At 62.9% G+C, this 26506-nt stretch carries 26 protein-coding genes and 1 tRNA gene; 17 read left to right on the forward strand and 10 right to left on the reverse strand.

Translation table 11 applies throughout. The annotated features are described in order from the left end of the window. Positions 1-3: 3 nt before the first annotated feature. From JEQ47_RS14085 to JEQ47_RS14100, 4 genes are all read right to left on the reverse strand, one after another. The gene (locus JEQ47_RS14085; protein WP_198877075.1) at positions 4-1290 is read right to left on the reverse strand and encodes a TRAP transporter large permease; all 1287 of its coding nucleotides are present in this window, start codon (positions 1288-1290) and stop codon (positions 4-6) included. Between the two features lie 15 nt (positions 1291-1305). Continuing rightward, entirely contained in the window at positions 1306-1833 is a 528-nt protein-coding gene (locus tag JEQ47_RS14090) for a TRAP transporter small permease (RefSeq protein ID WP_198877076.1), read from the reverse strand. Positions 1834-1918: 85 nt separating this feature from the next. Continuing rightward, on the reverse strand, positions 1919-2959 hold the full coding sequence (locus JEQ47_RS14095; RefSeq protein WP_198877077.1) for a DctP family TRAP transporter solute-binding subunit: 1041 nt from the start codon (positions 2957-2959) through the stop codon (positions 1919-1921). Positions 2960-3071: 112 nt separating this feature from the next. Next, a complete protein-coding gene (locus tag JEQ47_RS14100; RefSeq protein ID WP_198877078.1) occupies positions 3072-3860 on the reverse strand; it encodes an IclR family transcriptional regulator in 789 nt (262 codons plus the stop codon). A 180-nt stretch (positions 3861-4040) separates the two neighbouring features. Here JEQ47_RS14100 and JEQ47_RS14105 point away from each other — a divergent pair, with 180 nt between their 5' ends. Further along, positions 4041-4943: a dihydrodipicolinate synthase family protein gene (locus JEQ47_RS14105; RefSeq protein WP_210338024.1), complete on the forward strand. Its 903-nt coding sequence runs from the start codon at positions 4041-4043 to the stop codon at positions 4941-4943. A 122-nt stretch (positions 4944-5065) separates the two neighbouring features. On the opposite strand, the gene JEQ47_RS14110 is transcribed toward JEQ47_RS14105, so the two are convergent. Together JEQ47_RS14110 and JEQ47_RS14115 are read right to left on the reverse strand one after the other, a co-directional pair. Further along, the gene (locus JEQ47_RS14110; RefSeq protein ID WP_198877079.1) at positions 5066-5431 is read right to left on the reverse strand and encodes a hypothetical protein; all 366 of its coding nucleotides are present in this window, start codon (positions 5429-5431) and stop codon (positions 5066-5068) included. A gap of 273 nt (positions 5432-5704) precedes the next feature. Next, positions 5705-5794, reverse strand: a tRNA-Ser gene (locus tag JEQ47_RS14115). Positions 5795-6062: 268 nt separating this feature from the next. Here JEQ47_RS14115 and JEQ47_RS14120 point away from each other — a divergent pair. The 3 genes from JEQ47_RS14120 to JEQ47_RS14130 all read left to right on the forward strand — a co-directional run bounded on the left by JEQ47_RS14120 (position 6063) and on the right by JEQ47_RS14130 (position 7522). Continuing rightward, entirely contained in the window at positions 6063-6386 is a 324-nt protein-coding gene (locus JEQ47_RS14120; RefSeq protein ID WP_198877080.1) for a hypothetical protein, read from the forward strand. A gap of 53 nt (positions 6387-6439) precedes the next feature. After that, a complete protein-coding gene (gene msrA / locus JEQ47_RS14125; RefSeq protein WP_198877081.1) occupies positions 6440-7096 on the forward strand; it encodes a peptide-methionine (S)-S-oxide reductase MsrA in 657 nt (218 codons plus the stop codon). A gap of 66 nt (positions 7097-7162) precedes the next feature. Continuing rightward, positions 7163-7522 (forward strand): MmcQ/YjbR family DNA-binding protein, encoded by a 360-nt coding sequence (locus JEQ47_RS14130; RefSeq protein WP_198877082.1) that lies wholly within the window; start codon positions 7163-7165, stop codon positions 7520-7522. Here the strand turns inward: JEQ47_RS14130 and JEQ47_RS14135 are convergent. After that, positions 7519-9309, reverse strand: a complete 1791-nt coding sequence (locus JEQ47_RS14135; RefSeq protein ID WP_198877083.1) for a hypothetical protein — start codon at positions 9307-9309, stop codon at positions 7519-7521. The two genes, JEQ47_RS14130 and JEQ47_RS14135, sit on opposite strands and share 4 nt — an antisense overlap. Positions 9310-9430: 121 nt before the next feature. On the opposite strand from JEQ47_RS14135, the gene JEQ47_RS14140 reads away from it, so the two are divergent. Both JEQ47_RS14140 and JEQ47_RS14145 read left to right on the forward strand, forming a co-directional pair. Continuing rightward, positions 9431-9811: a VOC family protein gene (locus JEQ47_RS14140; protein WP_198877084.1), complete on the forward strand. Its 381-nt coding sequence runs from the start codon at positions 9431-9433 to the stop codon at positions 9809-9811. Between the two features lie 72 nt (positions 9812-9883). Continuing rightward, positions 9884-10948 carry a GGDEF domain-containing protein gene (locus JEQ47_RS14145; protein WP_198877085.1) on the forward strand — a complete coding sequence of 355 codons (1065 nt, stop codon included), beginning with the start codon at positions 9884-9886 and terminating at the stop codon, positions 10946-10948. Positions 10949-11070: 122 nt separating this feature from the next. Here JEQ47_RS14145 and JEQ47_RS14150 read toward each other — a convergent pair whose 3' ends face one another. Further along, complete coding sequence (locus JEQ47_RS14150; RefSeq protein ID WP_198877086.1) at positions 11071-12180, reverse strand: hypothetical protein; 1110 nt, start codon at positions 12178-12180, stop codon at positions 11071-11073. Positions 12181-12351: 171 nt separating this feature from the next. After that, positions 12352-13083: a TetR family transcriptional regulator C-terminal domain-containing protein gene (locus JEQ47_RS14155; RefSeq protein WP_198877087.1), complete on the reverse strand. Its 732-nt coding sequence runs from the start codon at positions 13081-13083 to the stop codon at positions 12352-12354. Positions 13084-13256: 173 nt separating this feature from the next. Here JEQ47_RS14155 and aptA point away from each other — a divergent pair, with 173 nt between their 5' ends. The 10 genes from aptA (at position 13257) to JEQ47_RS14205 (ending at position 24883) form a co-directional block, all read left to right on the forward strand. Then, positions 13257-14537: an omega-aminotransferase AptA gene (aptA, locus tag JEQ47_RS14160; RefSeq protein WP_198877363.1), complete on the forward strand. Its 1281-nt coding sequence runs from the start codon at positions 13257-13259 to the stop codon at positions 14535-14537. 66 nt (positions 14538-14603) lie between these two features. Further along, on the forward strand, positions 14604-16100 hold the full coding sequence (locus tag JEQ47_RS14165) for a CoA-acylating methylmalonate-semialdehyde dehydrogenase (RefSeq protein WP_198877088.1): 1497 nt from the start codon (positions 14604-14606) through the stop codon (positions 16098-16100). 70 nt (positions 16101-16170) lie between these two features. Next, the gene (locus tag JEQ47_RS14170; protein ID WP_198877089.1) at positions 16171-17421 is read left to right on the forward strand and encodes a Zn-dependent hydrolase; all 1251 of its coding nucleotides are present in this window, start codon (positions 16171-16173) and stop codon (positions 17419-17421) included. Between the two features lie 151 nt (positions 17422-17572). Next, the gene (locus JEQ47_RS14175) at positions 17573-18088 is read left to right on the forward strand and encodes an endonuclease domain-containing protein (protein ID WP_198877090.1); all 516 of its coding nucleotides are present in this window, start codon (positions 17573-17575) and stop codon (positions 18086-18088) included. Continuing rightward, positions 18085-19536, forward strand: coding sequence for a dihydropyrimidinase (hydA, locus tag JEQ47_RS14180; protein ID WP_198877091.1), 1452 nt, complete (start codon positions 18085-18087; stop codon positions 19534-19536). Before JEQ47_RS14175 ends, hydA begins: the two co-directional genes overlap by 4 nt. A 186-nt stretch (positions 19537-19722) precedes the next feature. After that, entirely contained in the window at positions 19723-20553 is an 831-nt protein-coding gene (locus tag JEQ47_RS14185; protein ID WP_328769094.1) for an ABC transporter ATP-binding protein, read from the forward strand. 217 nt (positions 20554-20770) lie between these two features. Further along, complete coding sequence (locus JEQ47_RS14190) at positions 20771-21637, forward strand: ABC transporter permease (RefSeq protein ID WP_198877092.1); 867 nt, start codon at positions 20771-20773, stop codon at positions 21635-21637. Then, entirely contained in the window at positions 21634-22743 is a 1110-nt protein-coding gene (locus JEQ47_RS14195) for an ABC transporter permease (RefSeq protein WP_198877093.1), read from the forward strand. The genes JEQ47_RS14190 and JEQ47_RS14195 overlap by 4 nt, the downstream gene beginning before the upstream one ends. Before the next feature lie 20 nt (positions 22744-22763). Then, complete coding sequence (locus tag JEQ47_RS14200; protein ID WP_198877094.1) at positions 22764-23744, forward strand: ABC transporter substrate-binding protein; 981 nt, start codon at positions 22764-22766, stop codon at positions 23742-23744. A 239-nt stretch (positions 23745-23983) separates the two neighbouring features. Continuing rightward, a complete protein-coding gene (locus tag JEQ47_RS14205) occupies positions 23984-24883 on the forward strand; it encodes a hypothetical protein (protein ID WP_198877095.1) in 900 nt (299 codons plus the stop codon). Positions 24884-25164: 281 nt separating this feature from the next. On the opposite strand, the gene JEQ47_RS14210 is transcribed toward JEQ47_RS14205, so the two are convergent. Then, positions 25165-25752 (reverse strand): TetR family transcriptional regulator, encoded by a 588-nt coding sequence (locus JEQ47_RS14210; RefSeq protein ID WP_198877096.1) that lies wholly within the window; start codon positions 25750-25752, stop codon positions 25165-25167. A gap of 76 nt (positions 25753-25828) precedes the next feature. Between JEQ47_RS14210 and JEQ47_RS14215 the strand changes: the two genes are divergently transcribed. Then, on the forward strand, positions 25829-26239 hold the full coding sequence (locus JEQ47_RS14215; protein WP_198877097.1) for a VOC family protein: 411 nt from the start codon (positions 25829-25831) through the stop codon (positions 26237-26239). Positions 26240-26506: the final 267 nt, after the last annotated feature.

Raw genomic sequence — 26506 nt, forward strand, 5'->3', positions numbered from 1 at the left:
GCGTCAGTTGATGAAGCCGGCGGCGCGCGGCAGCGCAAGCGACAATTCGGGCACGAGGATCAGGATCAGCAGGAAGGCCAGCTGCACCGCGTAGAAAGGCAGCATGGCCAGGCTGATGGTCTCGATCTTGAGCTTGCTGACGCTGGCAGCGGCGAACAGGCACGGACCCACGGGCGGCGTGCTGAGGCCCATGACCAGGGTCAGCGACATGACGATGCCGAAATGGATCGGATGAATGCCGGCGCTGATCGCCGCCGGAGCCAGGATCGGCGCCATGACGATGAGCGCGGCACCGACATCCATGAACATGCCCACGACGATGAGCGCGCCGGTAATGAGCAGCAGCAGCGTCAGCGGGTCCGAGGCAATGCTGGTGAGCCCCGCCGCAACCGTTTCCGGAAGCCGCTCAAGGCCGATGAACCAGCCAAAGACATTGGCGGTGGCGAGCACCATGAAGATGACGGATGTCATCACGCCGGCCCGGAGCAGCGCGGGAGCAATGTCCGACCATTTGAGCGTGCGCTTGATGAACAGGCCCAGCATGAGCACGTAGAGCACGGCGACGGCGGCCGCTTCCGTGGCGGTGAAGATGCCGCTGACGATGCCGCCCATGATGATCACCGGCATCATCAGGGCCAATGAAGCGCGCATGCCGATAGCCAGGAATTCGCGGGGCGGAATGCGGGTCTCGCGGCGCGGGAAGTTGTACTTGCGAGCCAGGAAGGTGACCACCAGCATCAGCAGGCCAACCATCAGGAACCCCGGAACCATGGCGGCGAGGAAGATCGAGGCGACGGACACCTGGGCGATGGAGGCATAGAGCATCAGGATGATGCTGGGTGGAATGATGGCACCCACCAGCGACGAGGCAACCGTGAGCGCCGTGGCAAAGCGTTTGTCGTAACCATGCGCTTCCATGGCGCGGATTTCGATGGCGCCAAGGCTGGCAATGTCGGCAATGGCGGAACCGGAGACACCGGCAAAGAAGGCGCTGTTGAGGATGTTCACATGCGCCATGCCCCCGCGCAGCCGACCGACCAGGGCATCGGCGAAATCCATGATGTCTTCGATGACCTTTGATGCCGACATCAGCTCGGCCGCCAGGAAGAAGAACGGGATGGCCATGATGGTGAAGACGTTGAGGCCGGCAAACATGCGCTGGGGCACCAGCAGCATGAACTGGCTGCCGCCCGCCTCGAACATGAGGCCCATCGAGATGATGCCGACCACGAAGGCAATGGGCATGCCGATGAAAAGCAATGCGGCGAAGGCAATTCCAGCGAAAACCATGAAACGGGTCCTGAGTTAGACAGAGGTCGCGGCGCTGGTTTCGAGGGCAAATGGCGATGCCCCCGCGCGGCTGCGTTGTATGGCTTCCACCAATGCAGCCACCTGCTGGACTAGCATCATGAAGCCGCCGATCGGCATCGCGGCATAGGCGACGATCATGTTGAGGCCGAGCGAGGAGGAAATCTGGCGCGGCCCCATCTCCAGCGTGAGTCGGGCGCTGAACCAGATGAAGACCACCAGGAACACCATGATGAGCGCACTGCCCACGATGTAGAGAGCCAGCGCCAGTCCGCGCGGCAGACGATCGACCAACAGCGTGATGCCGACATGATCGAGTTGGCGCACCGCGATGCTGGAGCCGATCATGGTGACGGCGACCATGAGGAAACGGGCGGCTTCGGGCGGCCACGCCATGGGAATGGGGATGACGAAGCGGAAGAACACCCCGACCAGCACCGAAAACACCATGCCGGCGACGATCAGGATCGTCAGCAGCTTGGCCAGGGCCAGCAACAGGTCGGCAAATTTCATGAAGGCTGACATGCCTTGTTCCTCCTCCTAATGGGCGAGCGTGTTCGTCACGCTTCTGGCGGGCAGGCAATGCAGCCTGCCCGCCTTGCTATGCGGCTTATTCGACCGAGAGTTCAGCTTCGGCGGATTCGACGGCGTTCATGAAGCCGTCGACCTGATCCTGGCCGAACTGGCCGACCATCCATTCGAGCACGCGGGGCTGGGCCGTTTCACGGAAAGCCGCGATCTGTTCAGGGCTCGAGGAGGTGATCTCAACGCCGCGCGCGCGGAATTCCTCGATCACATCGCTGACCAGCGTCTGCGACAGACCACGACCCGCCACGGCAGCCTGGCGTCCGGCCAGGACCACGGCCTCGCGCAGTTCCGGCGGCAGGTCCTGGAACCACTGCTCGTTCACGACGATGAAGACGAGGCTGTAAACGTGCTGGTCGATGGTCGCGTATTTCAGCACTTCCTGGAGGTTCTGCTGAAGAGTGCCGATGATCGGCAGTTCCGCGCCGTCGACGACGCCGGTCTGCAAGGCGCCATAGACTTCGAGCCACGGAATAGCCGTCGGCAGTGCGCCAAGGCTCGACACCATCTCCTGGTGCGCGGTGATTTCCATGGTGCGGATCTTGAGGCCTTCCATGTCGGCGGGGGCAACCACGGGGCGAACGTTGTTGGCCCAGATGCGGAACCCGGCATTCTCGCCAATGGCGACGGCGCGAAGACCGGTGGTGGCCGCCATTTCGTCGAACAGGGCATCGCCCCATTCACCATCAAGCACATCCCAGGCCACGACGGCATTGGGGAAAACATAGGGAATGGTGGTCAGCTGGATCTTGGGAAAAAAGCCGGAGACCGTGGCTTCGTTGGGCGTCGCTGCTTCCAGCACGCCGGCCTGAACGGCCTCCAGGTTTTCGCGAAGGTCACCAAGCGTGCCGCTGGGATAGAGTTCGACGGCGATCCGACCACCCGAAAGGCTTTCCAGCGCATCCTTGAAGGTGCGCATCATCGCATAGGTATGGTTCGGATAGGTCAGCTCGCCAACTTTGGAGAGCGGCGGGTCCACGTTCGGCAGGCGAACGGTATATTCCTGGGCAAGGGCCATCGAGCCCATCATCAAAAATGCCGCTAGGCCGGCCAGTGTCTTCTTCATGATTGTCATGTCCTCCCAATCAAAATCCGACACGCCTCCTTGCATGTCGGTTATTCAGGAATAAATCCCGGATACCGGAACATCATTCAACGAAGCGGACATGTCAATACCGCTATTGAGCGGCTTGGCTGTAACCGAGATGGCTCGATATCTGGCCGGCATGGTGCATCACCATCGCGGCGACCGAAGCTTCTCGTTCGATCGGCGACTGCATGGCCGAGCCGGTCGCGCTGATGCTGGCAAAGACCCGGCCGAACTGGTCGCGGATCGGCGCGCCGATGCAGCGCAGGCCGGGCTGGTGCTCGCCATTGTCGACGGCATAGCCGCGCATCCGCACCGTTTCGAGTTCGTGACGCAGGGCATCGCCCGTGGTGATCGTCGAGTCGGTGTAGCGCGGTAATCCTGCTTCGATGACCCGTTCCAGGATCGGCTCGGGCTGGTAAGCCAGGATCGCCTTGCCGATGCTGGTGCAGTGAACCGGTGCATTTTCCAGCAGGTTGAGGGGTGTCAGGCCGCCCGGCGCCGGTTCGGCCCGGTGAATCACCACGGCTCTTTCTCCGCCAAAGACCGCCAGGTGCACCGATAGTCCGGTCATCCGGCCGAGTGCCTCGGCATAGGGGCGGGCTTCCCGATGCAGATCCATGTTGGCGAGCACGATATTGCCGTAGGCGAAGAGCTTGATGCCCAGGCGGTAGCGTTCCCGCTCCCGATCCTGATCCAACAGACCAACTTCCCGCATGGAGGCGAGCAGCCGATGCGTCGTGCTGCGTGGATAGCCGGTTTGCTTGCAGATATCGGCGAGCGACATGGCCCGGTGCGTGGTTGAAAAGCAGTCGAGGATCGCTGCGACCTTGTTCAGCGACTTGAGATTTTCCTCGCCGGACGCTTTGCTTTCGGACATGTGTGGCTCCGCCGTTTCCCGCTATCCGGAATAGACAATCGCCTGTCGCAGCACAATAGCGTCGCGAAGCCGATGGATGCGAAGGCAAATTGACGCCGCGCATCACCGCTGGTACATCATCTCATATCCGGATTTAAATCCCGCTATTCGGGATACGGTTTGACGCAAGGGAGAAGAGACTTGTCCGCACTATCCGCCGAGCAACGCCACGCCATCACCGGCATCCTGCCGCCCATCACCAGCCCGTTCGGCAAGGACGGCAAGCTCGACGCAGGCGGCTTTGCCGAACAGGTCGATTTCATCATGGATGCGGGCGCCCGCGGAATCGTCATCGGCGGCAGCACCGGCGAAGGCCACACGCTCAACCGCGAGGAATTCGAGACCTCCATGCGCGCTTCGTCCGACGCCCTCAAGGGGCGCGGTGGCCTGCTCGCCGGACTGATCGTCAACAGCACGCAGGAAGCCATTGACCGCGTGAACATGCTGGATGGACTCAAGGTCGATGCCCTGCAGGTCACCCCGGTCCACTATCTCTTCAAGCCCGGCGCACAGGCCACCATCGACCACTTCAAGGCGATCGCCGACAAGACCGACATTCCCATCCTCATCTACAACGTCATCCAGTGGAATTACCTCAGCGTCGATCTGATGCTGCGGATCATGGATGAGGTGCCAGGCGTCGTCGGCATGAAGCAGAGCAATGGCGACCTCAAGTCGGTTTCCGACTTGCTGATGCGTCTCAAGCCGGAAAACATCATCATCACCGGCATCGACGCCATGCTCTATCCGGCATTTTCGCTCGGTGCCCACGGCGCCATCACCGCCCTGACCGCAGCCGCCCCCGCCGCGGTGGTCAAGCTCTGGAACGCAGTGGAAGCCAAGGACTACGACCTGGCCAAGGATCTGCACTTCAAGCTGGGTGCGCTCTACAACGCATTCACCCATGACAACCTGCCGGCTTGCACCAAATATGCCCAGCATCGTCAGGGTATCGCCATGTACTATCCCAAGTCGCCCATGGAGCATGTCAGCGACGAGCAGAAGGCGCGCATCGACAGCGCGCTGGCAGGGCTCCTGGGCTAGGCGAGATCAACTGTCTTCGAGCTGGCGCGCCTGGCGGCTGCGCCAGCTTCTTGGGCGCCTCCTCCAGGCACCTCGAAAATGTTGCGCCATCTCGGACCCACCGGCCGAAATCGACGAACGCGTCAGCTGTCGTTTGCTGGTCTGGGCCTGAACATGTCTCTGGCGGCCTCCTGCCGGTGTTTGGCTGCCGGTCTCGTTTCCGGGACCGAACTCCAGAGGATATGTCGAAGGTCGGCATATCGCATCGGATCATAGCCGTGCTGCGCCAGCCGCACCGCGAACCAGTCCGGCACCAGTTGCGCAGTCAGGCAACTTGTCTGGTCGGCCATGATCAGCACGGGCAGCAATGCCGCATAGGTGTCGAAGCCAAACCCGAAGGCGATCGCTTCGTCGACATGGGACGATTTGATCTCGGGATACCGATCGCGAATGGCGCTCTTCAGATCCGAAACGTGCGCGCGCGTGAAGGGCGTGGTGCCGAAGGGCATGACGAACCTCTCCTTTAACGGTCGAAGTCCGCCGATTACGCATCGACCACCAGTGAGGTCGTCGCAGGGCAGTTCGAAAGTGCGTCCCCTTCAACCCGGCGGCAGGTTCGGCAGGGACGGCCTAGTGTAAAGCTACAACTGTCGGTACAGGCAGATCAAGCACATGACCAAGGGCGGATGTTTGGATTTGATCTTCAACCCACGGCGGCTGACCTCGTCCGGGCTCGCCAATGCTCGAACAGCCAGTGCATTTCGCTAGGTATTGGGGATGAGTGGCGGAGAGAAAGGGATTCGAACCCTTGAGACGGTTCCCCGTCTACACACTTTCCAGGCGTGCGCCTTCGACCACTCGGCCACCTCTCCGCATCGCTTTCGCCCGGTCTGGAAAGGCCGGGATCGCGGCACCCCGAAGGGGCCGCTGCGAGCGAGGCGCAATATACCCATCAAAGTCGCGGGCGCAAGGGATCACTTGGGGTCCATACGCATTGTTTTGTCCCGGCCTGTCCGCACTGTTTTATCCCCCGCCGCCACCTTGTGAAGCGGGGCCGCGCCGTGTCACAACGGGTCCGTGCTTGGCATGGAACGAACCAGAGGCGGTTCGATTGATCTCGGACAGGCACAGGGAATGTGGATGCGGCTGCTATTGCGAATATTGGGCACCTGGCTGATCGGCCTGGCGCTGATCTTCCTTGTCATGGATGGGACCAAGTCCCTGGCTGCCAATGCGCTGGTCTTCACCAGCCTTGGCCAGGCCTGGACACAAATGCATCCGGCCAGCCTCGATGCAGTCAACGGCTTTTTCGAAAGCCGGTTCTTTGCCGATCTGCTGGCCGTCGCGCTGGCCGCGCTGATGACCTATCCCGCCTTTGCCGTGCTGGGCGTGCCGGGCGTGGTGCTGGCGCTGGCGGGCCGCCGTCCGCGCCGCGAGCGCTTTCTGCGCCAGGAACAGATCTGACGCCGTAACTTCGGCCGCTTTGCCTGCGAATAGAAGGCTGAAAGGAGCAACACATGTTCTTCCGCCAAAAGCCGACCACCATTCCCGATGCTGCCGCCGCCCTCCCCGGCCGGACCACCGAAATGCCTGTAGCCACGAACCATTTCGTCAATGGCGCACCCCTCAAGGGCCCCTATCCCGAGGGCAGCGAGACCACCTATTTCGGGCTCGGCTGCTTCTGGGGCGCCGAGCGCCTGTTCTGGAAACTGCCCGGCGTCGTCGTGACTGCGGTAGGTTACCAGGGCGGCCACACGCCCAACGCGACCTATGAAGAAGTCTGCTCGGGCCAGACCGGCCATACCGAAGCGGTCAAGGTCGTTTACGACCCCAAGGTGATTTCGCTCGAAACCCTGCTCAAGACCTTCTGGGAGGAGCACGATCCCACCCAGGGCATGCGCCAGGGCAATGATGTGGGCACCCAGTATCGCTCGGCCATCTATACGACCACGCCGCAACAGGCTGAAATCGTTGCGAAATCCCGCGACGCCTACCAGGGGGCGCTGCGCCACCGCGGTCTCGGGGCCATCACCACTGAGATCGGCGAAGCCGGCCCGTTCTTCTATGCCGAGACCTATCATCAGCAGTATCTGGCCAAGAACCCCAATGGTTATTGCGGCTTGGCTGGCACCGGCGTCAGTTGCCCGATCGGGCTTGGCGTCGCCGCGCAGTAACACGCCTCAAGGGCGCGACGGAGCCTCCGCCGCGCCCAATTTGCTAGCGGACTGTTGGCATTATCAATGACGCATCTGCCCATCATGCACCGGCCGCAGTTTGAAGCCTTCGTGCTGTCGCTGCCATCGGCGACGATCGTGCATCAGTGGCGCGACGACTCGGTGGCCAAGGTCGGGGGCAAGATCTTCTGCCTCCTTGATCGCGATCCGGGCGAGATCTGGCTCAAGGTTTCGGACATGTCCTATGACCTGATGGTGGACATGGACGGCATTCGCCCCGCGCCCTATTTCGCCCGCGCCGGCTGGGTGGCCATCAGCCACGAGAGCGCGCTGAGCGAGGACGATATAAGGGCCTATATCACCGAAGCGCATCGGCTGGTGTCCGGCAAGCTCGGCAAGAGGCTCCGCAGCGAACTCGGCCTTTAGGGTGCGATCGCAAAAACCCTGAGCGGCCCCTCCTGGGGGATTTCCGACAACCATTCCGGCGGAGTGCCGGCGGCGAGGAGGCTGAGGATCGTATCGGGCTCCTTGAGGCCCGGGCCGCGCATTTCCGGCATGGCGGGGCAGGTGACCAGCAGCGTCAGGCCGCGCTCGGCTGCCATGGCGCGCGCTTCCTCCACCGGCCGGTTGAAGAAGCGGAAGGCATCGAGCACCCCGGCTTCGTTACGATGGTAGGGCGCCGCCACCACGGCATGGCCGGTTTCGAGCAGCAGATGCGAACCGAGATCGATCGGGGCCATGATCCGCGCCGGCTCCAGCGTATTGAGTCCGACAAAACTCTCCGAGACAAGGCAAGGCAGCTTGCTGGCGCGCGCCTGGCTCACTGCCTGGGCGCGGCCATCGGGCAGAAGGGTCAGCGCCTGGCTGACGATGACGCTGAGAATGACGCCGGAAAAGGCCAGCCAGGAAAGGACGAGCCCCAGAGCCGGCACGATGCGCTGGCGCTCGAGATAGTGGTGGCGCGCCATCACGATCAGCCAGGCGGCGGCCGGAAGGGTGGGCATGATGGCAAGGCGCGCGCCCCGGATCTGGGTCAGCATGACCAGAGTGGCGCCAGCGAGGAAAATGATCAGCGTCAGCCAAGGGAGGCGCTTTTCCGGCGTCTTCCAGAAGGCCAGCACCGCAGCGGCGAGACCCAGAAACACCGGCAGGCCGACGACGATGCCATAGACCGGCAGTTCCCCCAGCGATACGTGCCAGGGCTTTGCCTCGACAATGGCGGCAATCCAGTTGTCCTGCAGCCAGGGGTCAAGCCCGCCATAGGGCCCTCGGAGGCATTGCGGCGCAGCCAGCGCCACGCCCACCGCAGCGCCGCTTCCAAGGACGCCAAGCAGCGCCAGGCGGACCAGGGAATGGCGAGGCGCGGGTAGCAGCGACACCAGCAGATAGGCGAGACCGACGAGGAGCGCGGCAAAGACATAGACCGGCGAGATCATGTCGCAGGCCGCCTCGAACCAGCGCGTCGGCGGCCGCGCCAGCATGAGGTGGAGAACCATGCCACCGCCAAAGGCGAGGCCGAAGCGCCGGAGATTGGCCGATCGTGCCGGGTCGGCCACATAGGCAAGGCCGAAGGCCAGGATGGTGGCCACGATGAGCGGCGCCGCTTCCAGCGCCACGGCCATGGCGGTGGCGGCCAGCAGCCCGGCCAGCCACGCGCCCACGGGGCGGCGCAGCGCCACGAGGCTGGCGAGCAGCATGCCGAGCGTGAGCAGGATGATGACATTGTGGTGGTCCACCCGGCCCGGCGTGAACTCGGCCAATACGGCAGGGCTGAGGATGGGCAGAACCAGCGCCGGCAAGAGACCCTCGCGCCCCACCAGCTCCAGCGTCACCCTGGCGCTGAGCCAGAGCAGCACGCCGAGCAGCAGCAGCGGCCAGATGGCGCCGGTCACGGTCTGGGCCGAATGGAGGTCGACGAACAGCGAGGCGAGGTAGACGAGACCCGCCAGCGGCAGGTCGAGGAGGCGCGACCAGTGAATTTCCGCGCCATAGGGGGTGTTGAGCCGGTGCTGGACCAGATCGTACCAGCCCTGGCCATGGAGGAAATCTGTCGCCACCACCATGCGCATGGCATCATCGGTATCGAGAAACAGCGGCCCGCCGGCATTGGCGAAGACGCCGCGGCCCACCATCGTGCCGATGGCGATGCACCAGACGGCAAGGAGCCACAGCCAGTCCCGTCGCGTCAGCGTCCTTGTCTCGTCGATGGGCACCTGAAAATCCTTTCGGCGGCTTGCCGCACCATGGCCGATCCGCAGTTAAGGACCGGTAGCAACGGTGGCAGACGCCATGGGGCCGGGGGACTATGCTGGCTTGCCGGCAAAGGAGTGTCACATGACCGCACAAGTCTCCCTGGGCCCGATAGGCCAGATCGCCCGCAGCGTGCGCGACATCGACGCGGCCACGGCGTGGTATCGCGACGTGCTGGGCCTCGCGCCGCTCATGAGCTTTCCCGGCATGGCCTTTTTCGATCTCGGGGGCATCAGGCTCTACCTGCAACAGGCCGAGGACGCTGGGCCGGAATCCATCCTCTATTTTACTGTGCCCGATATCGTGGCTGTTCATGCGGCGCTGGAAGGGCGGGGCGTGACGTTCACGCAGGCGCCCCGCATGGTGCATCGCCATGCCGATGGCACTGAGGAGTGGCTGGCTTTCTTCCCCGATCCGGAAGGGCGGATGCTGGCGCTGATCGCCCGGCGCGCGCCCGCCGACTAGAAAAGCGCTGGCCTCGTAACCCGTTGCCAACCTTTGCCGGTTACTATGGGGGCGGACGCGGGGCAATCGCACTTGAAAAGACCAGATCCCATTCTGTCCCTGCCGGAGGACGATCCGGCAAGGGCGCTTCGGCCCATCCGCTTGCTGGTGCTGGGGGCGGTAGTCTTTGCGCTGCTGGCAGGCCTCGCGCTGTTTACCTCGGTCATGCATGTCATGGCGACCACCGACGCCATGTCCATGGCCGAGGAGCGGGCGCGTGCCGCGCGCATTGCCGATATCCTGCCCCATGTGCCCGAGAACGACATGGCCGCTGCGGTCCTCGCTCTGGGCAATATTGCCGGCCTGGGTGGCCTTGAGATCGCCCCCGCCGCGTCGCGCGAGCCCTATGCCCAGTCCATTCCGCTCCTCAACGGGCCGCGTGGCGGGCAATTCCTGGTCTGGACTTCGGACCGCCCCGGCCTTGTCCTGCTCCGCACCCACGCTCCGGTGCGCGTGCCGCTGATCCTCACCATGATCGGCGGTGTGATGGCCTGCCTCCTCCTCATGCTGCGCCATGTCAGGCGCATCGAGAGCCAGCGCCTCGAGGCCCGGCACCAGGCCCTGCGCGATCACCTCACCGGCCTCCCCAATCTCCGCGCGCTCGAAGCCGAACTGGCGCGGCTCGCCGGCGCCGGACAGCGCTTTTCAGTGCTGGCGCTTGATCTCGATCGCTTCAAGCCGGTCAACGATCTTTTCGGTCACCATGCCGGCGACCTGGCGCTGGTCGAAGTGGGCAAGCGTCTCGCCGCGCAACTGCAACCGGGCGAATTCCTGGCCCGCATCGGCGGCGACGAATTCGTCGCCATCGTCAGGCGCGGCGACGGGCGCCCGGCGCTGACCCAGTTGGCCCGCGACTGCATCGCGGCCGTCAACCGCCCGCTCCATGTCGTGGGCCAGAACGTCTCCGTCGGCATCAGCCTCGGCATCGTCGAAAAGGGCCTGGACCATCCCGCCGACGCCCTGCTCAAGCTCGCCGACAGGGCGCTCTATCAGGCCAAGGACCTCGAGGGCGGGGCGTTTTGCTTTGCAGGGGAGGCGGGGGTGCGGCGCACGATGGAGCCTGCGCGTACCCTACAGCGGTTGCGAGCAGAACAATAATTTGCGCAAAAGATGCGGTTGAGGCGGCACAGGATACCAGCTTCCTAAGACTGGGACGCAACTGACAGTCTAGCGATGCGACTATGCCGGGGCGGGGTATTTGGAGGGTTTGGCTATGTTGCCTAAGCTGCTTCGACGCCCGGATCGATATCTGAGATACTTGGCACGTCTGACTCCACGCTCTTGGGAATATCGACTTTGATCCAATTGCTCGGGCTGCTACCGATCCGCAGATCGGCACCAATCCGCTCAACGTGGATCGGCAACGTCGCCCCCGGGTGGACACCCCAGCGTTTGAGTGTGGGCAACGCGATTACCCCGACGAACTGTTGAAGGTCGTTGAGTTGGTCCACCAATCTCATGTCGCGCCTCGTACGGTTATAACTGCTCAATGCCTGTCTGCGGTCCTCGTCTGTCCAGGAGGACACATCAGGATGCGTCGTGATTTGGTCGATGATGCGTGAGAGACCGAACTTGATGTTATTCAAGGTCATATCGAACGATCTGGCCATCGGATCTAAAATCCTAAAGCCTCGCAATGAAGCATAGGCTATCTTCGCGTCCACTTCGCGTCGTTCAATTTCACCATCCTTGTTGATAGTGACTTCAGTGCGACGCTCGAAAATTGACAATACTCCTTGCGAGCAATGGTCCCACAGAGGCAGGTTTTGCAAAGCTGGTGCTTGTTGAATTTCTGACCGCAGGCTATCTACACCATAGGCAATCTTTCGGACTTCTTTGAATGCGTCGGAGATCGCCAACAAACGCGGCAGACTGTCTGACAGGTATCGAATTCCTTGCTCGCGCTTACGTCGCGCCACTAACTCTGCCATTGCTTCGCGATGGCCCATAGCGTTAAGCGACTTATAGCACTCTGGTCCTATGAGCCGAATTACACCCTCTTGGGGGAACCATGCGATCTTCCCGCCTCGCTTGTATTTGGCTTTTAGGGGAGAGCAGCAAGGACAAGGCGCAACGGCGTGCACGTTTCGTCCGCCCGTGGGAACATCAAACTCATCAAGGTATTTGGGTGCGGGGCCGTCAGCGGGCGGCTTAGTGTGAGTGTGTCCGCGCCACTCATGTGGAAGCCCTGTTGACCGTACCCAATCTAGTATTTCCCGTACGATTTCGCGATCTGGTTCTTCATGGAAGACAGATTTCACCTCGAAGCACTTCGTCGGAACCACCAGCTCGTCTCGGTAGGCAATCGAATCAGCAATGGAGTTGTTCATGTGCTGATAATAAACCCACTGGGTACAAGAGTCTCAACAAACAGAACAATAAGAGAACTGAAGGCGACTAAGGTTGGTTTGTCTTGGACCTGTCGGAACGTTCGAGTGTGCGTTAGTCTCCGTATCGCCAGCTATAAGCGCCCCCTTCCTTCGCCCTTTACCCCTTTACCCCTACACCCCCACCCGTGGCTTCGGGGTGAGGCCGTGCATGAATAGCTGTTCGAGATACCGCGCGGCATCCTCGAACCGCCCTTCGCCATTGCGGCCTTTTCCCAGCACCGCCCGCACCTGCACGTCGAAATCGGCATAATGCTGGGTCGTCGCCCAGATGGAAAAGATCAGGTGATAGGGATCGGCGCGGGAGAGGCGCCCCTGGTCCATCCAGGTGAGCAGCACCTTGGCCTTTTCGTCCACCAGCGCCTTCAGATCCACCTCGATCATCTCGGCGATGCGCGGCGCGCCCTGCAGCATTTCATTGGCGAAGAGCCGGCTTTCGCGCGGGAAGTCGCGCGCCATTTCGAGCTTGCGGCGGATATATGAACGGATCTCGGTGAAGGGGTCGCCGCTTTCGTCGAAATCGCGCAGGGGCGCCAGCCAGGTGTCGAGCAGGGCTGAGATCAGGCGGCGGTGAATCTCTTCTTTCTTCGGGAAATAATAGAGCAGGTTGGGCTTGCTCATCCCCGCCTGGGTGGCGATCTGGTCGATGGTCGCGCCGCGAAACCCGTGCAGCGAAAACACTTCCAGCGCTGCCTCGAGGATAATGTCCTGCTTTTCCTTCTGGATGCGGGTGAGCGGCCGCGGCCGGGCCGGCGGATGGCTCGACGCGGCCCTGGCATCGGCCTTGTGCTGGCGCTTGACCGAGGCCGGCGCCGGGTCGGCGGCATTCAGTTTTCGAGGGGCCATTTTCGCCTTGCGGGAAAGTATAGGGATGCTAACATTTTTCCAACTGGTCAAAATTTCCGGGGTTCGGGACGGTCCGTCAAGAGCCAATCGGTGACCGGAGCAAAAACATCGGGAGCGAGAGTTTCGTGTCCACTTCGTCCAACGTTGCGCCGAACGATCTCAGCGCGTTCTGGATGCCCTTCACGGCAAACCGGCAGTTCAAGAAGGCCCCGCGCATGTTCGTGGCGGCCAAGGACATGCACTACACCACGGCCGATGGGCGGCAGGTGCTCGACGGGACCGCGGGGCTCTGGTGCTGCAATGCCGGCCATGCGCGCCCCAGGATTGTCGAGGCCATTGCCAACCAGGCGGCCGAACTCGATTATGCCCCCGCCTTCCAGATGGGCCACCCCAAGGCGTTCGAACTGGCCAACCGGCTGGTCGACCTGACGCCCGACGGGCTCGATCACGTGCTCTTCACCAATTCCGGCTCTGAATCGGTCGAGACGGCGCTCAAGGTTGCCCTCGCCTATCACAAGGTGAAGGGCGAAGGTTCGCGCACACGGCTCATCGGCCGCGAGCGCGGGTATCACGGCGTCAATTTCGGCGGCATTTCCGTAGGTGGCATCGTCACCAATCGCAAGATGTTCGGCACGCTGCTGACCGGCGTCGACCACATGCCGCATACCCATAACCTGGCGAAAAACGCCTTCTCCAGGGGCCTGCCGCCGCATGGCGCGGACCTAGCCGACGAGCTCGAACGCATCGTCACCCTCCATGACGCTTCGACCATCGCCGCCGTCATCGTCGAGCCGGTGGCCGGTTCGACCGGCGTCCTGATTCCGCCCGCGGGCTATCTCCAGCGCCTGCGCGAGATCACCAAAAAGCACGGCATCCTGCTGATCTTCGACGAAGTCATCACCGGCTATGGCCGCCTCGGCACGCCTTTCGGCGCCGACTATTTCGGCGTCGTCCCGGACATCATGGTGACGGCCAAAGGCCTCACCAATGGTGTCATCCCCATGGGCGCGGTGATGGTCTCGGCCGATATCCACGACACCTTCATGCAGGGCCCCGAGCACCTGATCGAGTTCTTCCACGGCTACACCTATTCGGGCAATCCGGTGGCCTCGGCCGCCGGTCTCGCCACGCTCGAAACCTACAAGGAAGAGGGCCTCCTCACCCGCGGTGCGGACCTCGCGCCGAAATGGGAAGAGGCGCTGCATTCCCTCAAGGGCCTGCCGCATGTCATCGACGTCAGGAATATCGGCCTTGTCGGCGCCATCGAACTGCAGCCCATCGACGGGCAGCCCACCAAGCGCGCCTTCTCGGCCTTTTTGAAGGCTTTCGAACAGGGCCTGCTGATCCGCACCACGGGCGACATCATCGCGCTCTCGCCGCCGCTGATCATCTCGGAAAGCCAGATTGACGAAATCGTCACCAAGCTGGCGGGCATTCTGAAGACGCTGGACTAGAATGGAACGAAAATTCTATACACAAGAATATAGAATGAATGTTCCCGAATTGGAGGGGAAACCCTGATGCATGTCATCGAAAACGCCGTTTCCGGCAAACGCTACGTTTCCGCGTCCACCCGCCGCGTCCCGGTGTTCAATCCAGCCACCGGCGAGCAGGGCGCCGAATTGCCGCTCTCGACCATGGACGAACTGAACGCGGCCGTGGCCTCGGCCGTCAAGGCACAGGTGGCCTGGGGCAATACCCCGCCGATGAAGCGCGCCCGCGTCATGTTCAAGTTCAAGGCGCTGCTCGATCAATATGCCGATGACCTGGCGCGCGAGATCTCGAAAGAACACGGCAAGGTCCATGACGATGCGCTGGGCGAAGTGGCGCGCGGCATCGACTGCGTCGATTTCGCCTGCGGCATCCCTCAACTTCTTAAAGGCGAATTTTCGCGCAATGTCGGCCCCTCGATCGACAGCTATTCCGACCGCCAGCCGCTCGGCGTCGTCGCCGGTATCACCCCGTTCAACTTCCCGGCCATGGTGCCGATGTGGATGTATCCGGCCGCCATTGCCTGCGGCAATGCCTTTATCCTCAAGCCCTCCGAGCGCGACCCGTCCGCCCCGATGCTGGCCTGGAACCTCTTCATGGAGGCGGGTCTGCCAGAGGGCATCCTCAATATCGTCCACGGCGACAAGGAAATGGTCGACGGCATTCTCGACCATCCCGATATCAAGGCCGTCAGCTTCGTGGGCTCCACGCCCATCGCCGAATATGTCTACCAGCGCGGCACCAAGGCCGGTAAGCGGGTGCAGGCGCTGGGCGGCGCCAAGAACCACATGATCATCATGCCCGATGCCGATCTCGATCAGGCGGCCGATGCGCTGATGGGCGCCGGTTACGGTTCGGCCGGCGAGCGCTGCATGGCCATTTCCGTGGCCGTGCCGGTGGGCAAGGACACGGCCGACGCGCTGATCGCCAAGCTGAAGCCGCGCGTTGAATCACTCAAGATCGGCCCGGCCACCGACAAGGACGCCGAAATGGGTCCTGTCGTCACCAAAATGCATCGTGACAAGATCGTGGGCTATATCGACAGTGGCGTCGAAGAAGGCGCCAAGCTCGTGGTCGACGGGCGCGGCTTCAAGCTGCAGGGCTATGAGAACGGCTATTATGTCGGCGGCACGCTGTTCGACAATGTCGAGCCGGACATGAAGATCTACCGCGAGGAAATCTTCGGGCCGGTGCTGTCGGTGGTGCGCCGCGACAGCTTCAAGGACGCCGTCGACCTGATCCAAGGCCACGAATACGCAAACGGCACGGCCATCTTCACCCGCGACGGCGACGCCGCGCGCGAATTCGCCGACAAGATCGAGGTCGGCATGGTCGGCATCAACGTGCCGATCCCGGTGCCGGTGGCCTACCACTCCTTCGGCGGCTGGAAACGCTCGCTGTTCGGCGATCATTCCATCTACGGACCCGAAGGCGTGCATTTCTACACGCGGCTCAAAACCGTGACCACCCGCTGGCCCGCCGGCATCAAGGGCGGCGCCGAATTCAGCTTCCCCAGCGTGAAGTAGCACAATGGACCCCGCCTCGCTTTGCGACGGCGGGGTCTTTTCTTTGACCAACTCGTATCAAGAGCAAGACATGACTTCTCCCGGTGAAAACCTTCGCATCAATGGTGATCGGCTCTGGGAGAGCCTGATGGAAATGGCCAAGATCGGCCCTGGCGTTGCGGGCGGCAACAATCGCCAGACGCTGACCGACGAGGACAAGCAAGGCCGCGCGCTGTTCCAGCGCTGGTGCGAGGAGGCGGGGCTCACCATGGGTGTCGACCAGATGGGCACCATGTTCATGACGCGCCAGGGGACCGATCCCGATGCGCTGCCGGTCTATGTCGGCTCGCATCTCGATACCCAGCCCACCGGCGGCAAATATGACGGCGTGCTGGGCGTGCTCGCCGGCCTCGAAGTCGTCCGCTCTTTGAACGACCTGGGCATCAAGACCAGGCATCCCATCGTCGTCACCAACTGGACCAATGAGGAAGGCGCCCGCTTTGCCCCGGCCATGCTGGCCTCGGGCGTCTTTGCCGGGGTTATCCCCCTCGAGCATGCATATGCGCGCACCGACATGGACGGCAAAACCTTCGGCGATGAGCTCAACCGCATCGGCTGGGTCGGCGACGAAGAGGTCGGGGCGCGCAAGATGCACGCCTATTTCGAATATCACATCGAGCAGGGCCCGATCCTCGAAGCGGAGGACAAGCAGATCGGCGTCGTCACCCATTGCCAGGGCCTCTGGTGGCTCGAATTCACGCTATCCGGCAAGGAAGCCCATACCGGCTCGACACCCATGACAATGCGCGTCAATGCGGGTCTGGCCATGGCCCGCATCATGGAAATGGTGCAGGAGGTGGCCATGGCCGCCCAGCCCGGCGCCGTCGGCGGCGTGGGGCAGGTAAAGTTCACGCCCAATTCGCGCAATGTCCTGCCGGCCAAGGTGATGTTCACCGTCGATATCCGCTCGCCCGACATCGAAAAACTCAACCGCATGCGCGCCGAGATCGAGAAACGCGCGGCCGAAATCTGCGCCGAGATCGGCGTCGGCTGCGCCGTGGAAGCCATCGGCCACTTCGATCCGGTGACGTTTGATCCGACGCTGGTCGGCCGTGTCCGCGCCGCCGCCGAGCGGCTCGGCTACAGCCACATGAACGTCATTTCTGGCGCCGGCCACGACGCCTGCTGGGCCGCCAAGGTGGCGCCAGCGACAATGATCATGTGCCCGTGTGTCGATGGCCTCAGCCACAACGAAGCCGAAGAGATTTCCAAGGACTGGGCGACCGCCGGGGCCGACGTGCTGTTCCACGCGGTAGTGGAAACGGCGGGGGTGGTAGAGTGAAATTATCTCTCGTTTCAACATCCCCCTCATCCGGCGCTCCGCGCCACCTTCTCCCCGAGAGGGAGAAGAATGGCCCGGCCTACGCCTCTTATTCCTCTCCCTCTCGGGGAGAGGTGGCTCGGCGCAGCCGAGTCGGTGAGGGGGATTACAGGTGAACACCCGCCCCCGACAGTTGCGCAAAAATGCATCCGACGCCGAAAACCGGCTCTGGTACGTGCTGCGCAATCGGGGATTGAGCGGGCTGAAGTTCAACCGGCAATTCGCGGTCGGGCCCTACATTGCCGATTTCGCCTGTCGCGAGGCAGCGCTGATTGTCGAACTCGATGGCGGCCAGCACGCTGGCAATATGGCGGATGAAAACCGGACCACCTTCCTCAATGCCGAAGGCTATTCGGTGCTTCGCTTCTGGAACGATGAAGTGCTCAAGCATCGCGACACGGTTTGTGAATTGATCCTGGGGGTGATCGAGGGATCCCCCTCACCCGACCTCCGCTTCGCTCCGGCCACCCTCTCCCCGAGTGGGAGAGGAATAAGAGGCGTTCGCGCTGCCGCCGGCGCACAATTTCTCAATCAGGCACGGTCCGTTCTTCTCCCACCTGGGGAGAAGGTGGCTCGCCCGCAGGGCGAGACGGATGAGGGGGCCTCAGCATCAAGAGGGAATCCATGAGCACAGTCATCAAGAACGGCACCGTCGTCACCGCCGACCTCTCCTACGCAGCCGACGTCCTTATCGACGGCGATGTCATCGTCGAGATCGGCAAGAACCTTTCCGGTGACGAGACCCTGGATGCCACCGGCTGTCTCATTATGCCGGGCGGCATTGATCCGCACACCCATCTCGAAATGCCGTTCATGGGCACCTATTCGGCGGACGACTTTGAGAGTGGCACACGGGCAGGGCTCGCGGGCGGGACGACCATGGTGGTCGATTTCTGCCTGCCCAATCCGGACCAGTCGCTGCTTGAAGCCCTCAAGATGTGGGACAACAAGACCGGCAAGGCAGCGGCCGACTATTCGTTCCACATGGCCATCACCTGGTGGGGGGAACAGGTGTTCAACGAAATGGCCGAAGTGGTCGATCGCGGCATCACCTCGTTCAAGCATTTCATGGCCTATAAGGGCGCGCTGATGGTCAATGACGACGAGATGTTCGCCTCGTTCCAGCGCTGCGCCGCGCTCGGCGCGCTGCCGCTCGTCCATGCCGAAAACGGCGACGTGGTTGCTGCCATGACCGCCAAGCTCCTCGCCGAGGGCAATAACGGCCCCGAAGGCCATGCCTATTCGCGGCCGCCCGAGGTCGAGGGCGAAGCCACCAATCGCGCCATCATGATCGCCGACATGGCGGGCGTACCGCTCTATGTCGTCCACACCTCCTGCGAGCAGGCGCATGAAGCCATCCGCCGGGCCCGCCAAAAGGGCATGCGCGTCTATGGCGAGCCGCTGATCCAGCACCTCACGCTAGACGAAAGCGAATACTTTAATCCTGACTGGGACCATGCGGCGCGGCGCGTGATGTCGCCGCCCTTCCGCAACAAGCAGCATCAGGATTCGCTCTGGGCCGGTTTGCAGTCGGGCTCGCTCTCATGCGTCGCGACCGACCACTGCGCCTTCACCTCCGAGCAGAAGCGGTTCGGCGTCGGCAATTTTGCCAAGATCCCGAACGGCACGGGCGGGCTCGAAGATCGCCTGCCAGTTCTGTGGACGGCAGGCGTCAATACCGGCCGCCTGACGCCCAATGAATTCGTCGCGGTGACCTCGACCAATATCGCCAAGATCCTCAACATGTATCCCAAAAAGGGTGCGGTCATGGTCGGGGCCGATGCCGATCTCGTGGTCTGGGACCCCAAGCGGAAAAAGACCATTTCGGCGAAATCGCAGCAGTCGGTCATCGACTACAATGTCTTCGAAGGTTTTGAAGTCACCGGTCTGCCGCGCTTTGTCCTCAGCCGGGGCAAGGTGTCCATCGTCGAGAACGAAGTGAAGGCCGAGCCGGGCCACGGCAAGTTTGTCGCCCGCGAAGCGAAAAACCCTGTGAACCGGGCGCTGAGCCAGTGGAAGGAACTGGTCGCACCGCGCAAGGTCGAACGGACGGGCATTCCGGCGACCGGGGTGTGATTGGGGCACGATGACCAAGAAAGCGGCAGTGGCGAGGGAGGAAACCGGGACGGAGCGCGCCGGCGCTGCGCACCGGCCGTTCGGCACGCCGCTTGCAAGGTCGTCGCAGAAGCAATTCGTCAACCGGGGGAGCACCAGAGGCTCCGGCTACCCTCGGCCGCATAAGACTTGAAAGGCAGAGCGCCAGTGTCCGATACCGTGATTGAAACTTCATTTGCAAAGGACACCGGCCCCGCCGTCGTCCGTGCCGAACATCTCGGCCTGACCTTTCCGACCGGCGATGGCGACGTAGTGGCGCTGAGCGACGTCAATCTCACCATCAACAAAGGTGATTTCGTTTCGTTCATCGGCCCATCGGGCTGCGGCAAGACCACGTTTCTGCGCACCATTGCCGATCTCGAAAAGCCCACGTCCGGCACCTTGACCATCAACGGCATGAGCGCCGAAGAGGCGCGCCGGGCGCGGGCCTATGGCTATGTGTTCCAGGCGCCGGCGCTCTACCCCTGGCGAACGATCGAAAAGAACATCGCCCTGCCGCTCGAAATCATGGGCTATGCGCCGGCGCAGCAGGCCGAGCGCATCAAGCGCACCATGGACCTCGTCAACCTTTCGGGCTTCGAGAAGAAATATCCCTGGCAGCTTTCGGGCGGCATGCAGCAGCGCGCTTCCATTGCCCGCGCGCTCGCCTTCGACGCCGATCTTCTCCTCATGGACGAACCCTTCGGCGCCCTGGACGAAATCGTCCGTGACCACCTCAATTCCGAACTCTTGAAGCTCTGGGATCGGACGCAGAAGACCATCTGCTTTGTCACCCACTCCATTCCCGAGGCGGTCTACCTTTCGACCAAGATCGTGGTCATGTCGCCGCGCCCGGGCCGGGTGACGGACGTGATCGAATCGACGCTGCCAAGGGAGCGTCCGCTCGATATCAGAGAGACGCCCGAGTTTTTGGCCATCGCGGCCAGGGTGCGCGATGGGCTGCGGGCAGGGCATAGCTATGACGGGGAGCATGTGTAGTGGCTCCTGATGCGAATTGGACAGCGGGCCTTGAGCCCCTCCCCCTTGAGGGGAGGGGTTGGGGTGGGGGTGTCGATGTTCACTCCGAACTCCGCATGCATGGGGGACGTCGACACCCCCACCCTAGCTCTGCTTCGGCCTTTGGCCGAGCGACGCTACCCTCCCCTCAAGGGGGAGGGTACGACGGGGCCTACACAACGGTGTTTGGACCGCGCCCATGACCCGCATCCTCCCCGTCCTCACCATCCTCCTCGCCATCCTCCTCTTCTGGTATGCCATGGCGGTGCATATGAACGCGCCCTGGCAGACGACGCTCAATACGCGCGCCGATCTGACCGAGGTGCCCTTCACCACCTTTGCCCAGCAGACCTGGGCGCAGGACAAGCCGGTGCTGCCGGCGCCGCATCAGGTGATTACCGAAATCTGGAATGCCACCGTGGCGCTGGAGCTTTCGTCCAAACGCTCGCTGGCCTATCATGGCTGGATCACCCTTTCGGCAACGCTTCTGGGCTTTGCCTTCGGCACGGCACTCGGCGTGCTCTTGGCCGTGGCCATCATCCACAATGATGCGTCCGACCGCTCGCTCATGCCCTGGATCATCGCCAGCCAGACCATTCCCATTCTCGCCGTGGCGCCCATGGTTGTGGTGGGCCTGGGGGCAGTTGGGCTGACGGGCCTCGTGCCCAAGGCACTGATTTCGATGTATCTCAGCTTCTTTCCGGTGGTCGTCGGCATGGTCAAGGGCCTGCGCTCGCCGGAAAACATCCAGCTTGACCTGATGCGCACCTACGACGCCTCGCCCTGGCAGGTGTTCTGGAAACTGCGCTGGCCCGCTGCCATGCCCTTCCTCTTTGCTTCGATGAAGGTGGGCATCGCCATTTCGCTGATCGGCGCCGTTGTGGCCGAGCTGTCCAATGCCTCGGGCGGCGGCCTCGGCGTGCGTCTCCTCACCGGGTCCTATAACGGCCAGACGGTGCAGATCTGGGCGGCGCTGTTCATCGCCGCGGGCCTTGCCGCCATCCTTGTGGCCCTGGTCGGCAGCGCCGAGCGCCTGGTCAATCGCCGCATGGGGGCACGGGCATGAGAAGCGATCTTTCGAGCCTCCAGCTCTACCTCGCGCTGGTTGCCGCCGGCACCGGGCTTGCCGGGCTTCTCGCCGGCCTGCCGACCTTGGGCGCCGCGCCTTTGCTCACGGCCTTTTATGCCCTGGCGACCCTGTCGCTCGCCCGGCTGGTCATGCCCTGGAGCCTCTGGCTCGATCTGCTGCTGGCGCTGCTGGGCGCAGTGGCGCTGATCGCGTCGCTGCCGCCGGGCGCGGCCATGCCGCTCCACCATTGGCTGGCTTTGTTCTCGGCCTGGGCCTTGGCTTGGCTCTTTGTCGAGCGCCTTTCCGCCGCCATCAGGCGAGGCAGATTGCCCGAAACCGGCATAGGCCTCATCATCCCTGTTCTCTTCGGCCTGGCGCTGCTGGTGATCTGGGAAGTGGTGACGCGCGGCGCCAATGTGCCGCCGGTGCTGCTGCCGCCACCATCGGCCATCTGGGCGCGGCTGACGGCCGAAGTGCCGCTGCTCTGGGCCGATTTCGTCCAGACCTTCATCAAGTCGGTGATCCCCGGCTACATCATCGGGTGCCTTGCGGGGCTCGCGGTCGCCATTGCGGTGGATCGCTCGCCTTTCCTCAAGGCCGGGGTCATGCCGATCGGCAATTTCATGTCGGCTTTGCCGATCATCGGCATCGCGCCGATCATGGTCATGTGGTTCGGCTTCGATTGGCAGTCCAAGGCCGCCGTGGTCGTGGCGATGACTTTCTTTCCCATGCTGGTCAACACCGTCGCCGGGCTCAACGCCGCTTCGGCCATCGAGCGCGACCTCATGACCACCTATGCCGCCAGCTACTGGCAAACCCTTATGAAGCTACGGCTCCCCGCTGCGGGCCCCTTCATATTCAACGCCCTCAAGATCAACTCGACTCTGGCCTTGATCGGCGCAATCGTAGCGGAATTCTTCGGGACGCCCGTCGTGGGAATGGGCTTCCGGATTTCGACCGGGGTGGGGCGTCTCGCCATCGACCTGGTCTGGGCGGAGATCGCTGTTGCGGCGGTCGCGGGGTCCGCCTTCTACGCAGGTGTCGCGCTCGTCGAGAGGGCCGTCACCTTCTGGCATCCGTCTGTCCGTGGTGGACGGGCGTAAAGGGAAAAAGGGAACGACAAATGAACAAGATCATCACCGGTCTGCTGGCTGGCGCCCTGGCGCTGTCAGCCGCCCCGGCCGTCCTGGCCCTGGACGCGCTGACGCTCCAGCTCAAATGGGTGACCCAGGCGCAGTTCGCCGGCTACCTGGTCGCTGAATCCAAGGGCTTCTACGACGAGGAAAACCTCGACATCACCATCCTGCCCGGCGGCCCCAACATTGCCCCCGAACAGGTGATCGCCGGCGGCGGCGCCGACATCATCGTCACCTGGATGGCGGCCGGCATGGCAGCCCGCGAGTCGGGCGTGCCGCTGGTCAACATCGCCCAGCCCTTCAAGCGCTCGGGCCTGATGATGATCTGCCCCACCGAGACCGGCATCACCGAAGTGGCTGATTTCCCGGGCCATACGCTGGGCGTCTGGTTCTTCGGCAACGAATATCCGTTCTTTGCCTGGATGAACAAGGAAGGCATCCCGACCGACGGTTCGGCCGGCGGTGTCACCGTCCTGCAGCAGAGCTTCGACATCCAGCCGATGATCCAGGGCCAGGCGGACTGTATCTCGGTCATGACCTATAACGAATACGGCCAGGCGCTCGATGCCGGCTACGGCCCGGAAAACCTGACCATCTTCAACTATACCGAGATGGGCAATGACCTCCTCGAGGACGGCCTCTATGTCATGGAAGATAGCCTCGACGATCCGGCCAAGGTCGATGCCTATACCCGCTTCGTGAAGGCTTCGATGAAGGGCTGGCAATACGCGCTGGAGAATCCCGAAGAGGCCGCGCAGATCGTCGTCGACATGGACGATACCGGCGCCGCCACCCTCGAGCACCAGCTCTACATGGTGGGCGAGGTTTCCAAGCTCGTCGATGCCGACGATCCGGCCCTCAACATGGAAACCTATGACCGCACGGTGCAGGCCCTGCTCGACCAGTCGATCATCAAGGCCACGCCCGAAGGCGCCTATACCACCGTCGTCACCGACGCGCTGAAGTAGTTATAGCTTACAATAACTTAACAGTCGGGCGGGGGTCATCCTCCGTCCGCCTTCTTTTTGCAAAAACCCGGTTCTGCGGGCGGGAACAAATTGATGGCCCTCACAGTTGATTGATCACTAGCGTCACCAACAAGAGGGTCTAAAATGAACTCCATCATTTATCTCGTCGGTCTTGTGGTCATCGTCCTGGCCATCCTGTCCTTCATCGGCCTCGCCTGAGCGGCCCGGGAGGACTGAACATGAGCATAGAGACACCGGCCGGCATCGCGGTCGTTGAAACCTCCACCAGCGCAGGCGCCGAACGCGCCAGCTATGTCGATTGGCCAGCCATCATCGCCGGCATTGTCATCGCCACCGCGATCTCCCTGGTGCTGATCAGCTTCGGCTCGGCCATCGGCCTCAACTTCGTCGACTTCAATGCCCGCGAGGGTGCGTCGCCGATCCTTATCGGCATTGCGGCCGCGTCCTGGTTCCTCTGGGTCCAGATTTCGAGCTTCATGGCCGGTGGCTATGTCACGGGCCGCCTGCGGGCCCGCAACTATGACGCCACCGAGGATGAAAGCGATGTCCGCGACGGTGCCCATGGCCTGCTGGTCTGGGCCGGCGCGCTGATCATCGGTGCAATCCTTGCCATCAGCGGCGTGGGCGCGGCCGTCAATATGGGCGGCTCGGCTCTCGCCACCGCAACGGTTGCGGCCTCCAACGTGGCCGAGGGCGAAGCCAATCCGCTCGATCCCAACGCCTACTTCGTCGATACGCTGTTCCGCAGCGAAACCCCGGCGGCCGATACCGGCATTGCCCGCGACGAAGCCGGCCGCATCTTTGCCCAGGTGGCCCTGGGTGACGGTACGGTTGCGGCCGAAGACCGGACCTATCTCGCCAATGTCGTGGCGGCCAACACCGGCCTTGCCCCGGAAGAAGCCCAGGCCCGTGTCGATCAGGTGATCGCCAATGTCGAGGCGGCTCGCCAGGAAGCCATCGAGGCGGCCCGGATTGCCCGCAACACCGCCATCATCGCCGCCTTCCTGCTCGCTGCCTCTTCGCTGGTCGCCGCCATCGGCGCCTACTGGGCAGCCCAGAAGGGTGGCAACCACCGCGACAACAACACCGTCTTCGCCGACGTGTTCCGCCGCTTCTAAACGAGGGAAAGGAGACGAAAGATGTTCAAGGGTCTTGCCCTCTGGCTGCTCGGCGTGCCGATCTGGCTCATCATCATCATCTTCCTGGTCACCTGACCGGAAGCTGCAAAAGCGGGGCGCAAGCCCCGCTTTCTTTTTGTTATAGAAGGCCCCTCACCCGGATTGCTGCGCAATCCGACCTCTCCCCCCAGGGAGAGGTGTCGCTCCGCCACATCGGCACTCTTCACCTCTCCCTTTGGGGGAGAGGTCGCCGCGCAGCGGCGGGTGAGGGGGCCTTCGCTTTACTTCCTTAACCCCCTGATCACCGCCTCCATCGCCGCCCGATAAGCGCCGGCCTCGCCTGCCGGCGCGAGGGCCGCGCGATCGAACAAGGCGCCGAGGAGTTGCGCCGTTGGTTCGACCTCGACAGGGCGCAGGACGCCGGCCTCGACCGCACAGCGCACCCCTTCGGTCAGCGTCTGCTGCCCGTAGCGCTGGTTGATGGCGTCGAGCCGGTCCCGCCCCAAAACGGCGGGCGCGTCGATCAGCATGATGCGGCGTCGACCCTCGTCCTGCATGGCGGAAAGGAAGCCGTCGCCCCCCGCCACCAATGCGTCGATCATGTCGGGCGGAGCTTCGGCCCCGTCAGCCACCGAGGTGATGGCCTCGGCCACGGCGCGATGCTCGTCCTCCACCACCGCCTCGAACAGCGCCAGCTTGTCGGCAAAGTGGTGGTAGAGCGCGCCGCGCGTCACGCCGGCCGCGGCCACGATGTCGGGCGTACCGGTGGCGGCATAGCCCCGTTCGGCGAACAGCGTCCGCGCCGCATCCATCAAGGCCCTGCGGGTGGTTTCCCGGCGCTCTTCCTGGCTGCGTCTTGCCTCTTGCATACATACTGCCTGTATGTTATTGACATTGATACATGCAGTATGTATCTATTGTGACGACGAAGCAAGGAGAGAGACGATGAAGTTCACCAGCATGTTCCCCCTGATCCATGTCGGCGACGTGACTGCCACCGCCGACTTCTACCGCCGCCATTTCGGCTTCACCTCGGTCTTCGAAAGCGACTGGTACATGCACCTGCGCGGCGATGCCGAGGGCCTCTTCGAGATGGCACTGATCGACTATACTCATGACTCCATTCCCGAAGCCGGCCGCCAGCCGACCACCGGCTTCATCCTCAGCTTCTATGTCGAGGATGCCACCGCCGAGGCGAAACGCCTCGAAGCCGAGGGCGTCACCATTGCCCAGCCGCTGCGCGACGAACTGTTTGGCCAGCGCCACGTCATCGTCGCCGATCCCAATGGCATCCTGATCGACGTCATCCAGGCCATCGACCCCGATCCCGCCTGGCTCGCCGCCCAGCAGGGCTAGGTTCTGCCTAGGCGACTGTCCAAGCACGATGCCGCCCTCGGGCTCGACCCGAGGGCCATTTTCCACTGGCACATTGTGCGTGTCTGGAGTGGTCCTCGGGTCAAGCCCGAGGACGGCGTGGAAGGTGGGGGTAAGTCGCGTCTACCGTGCACACCCGACCTCGCATTACCCCCGGTCTGTCACCCCGGGCTTGACCCGGGGCCTATCCCCGAGATCTCAGGATGGGCCCCGGCTTTCGCCGGGGTGACAGCCGTGTCTGTCTAGCGC

This window comes from Devosia sediminis, assembly GCF_016411825.1.
In the GTDB taxonomy this organism is placed as follows: domain Bacteria; phylum Pseudomonadota; class Alphaproteobacteria; order Rhizobiales; family Devosiaceae; genus Devosia; species Devosia sediminis.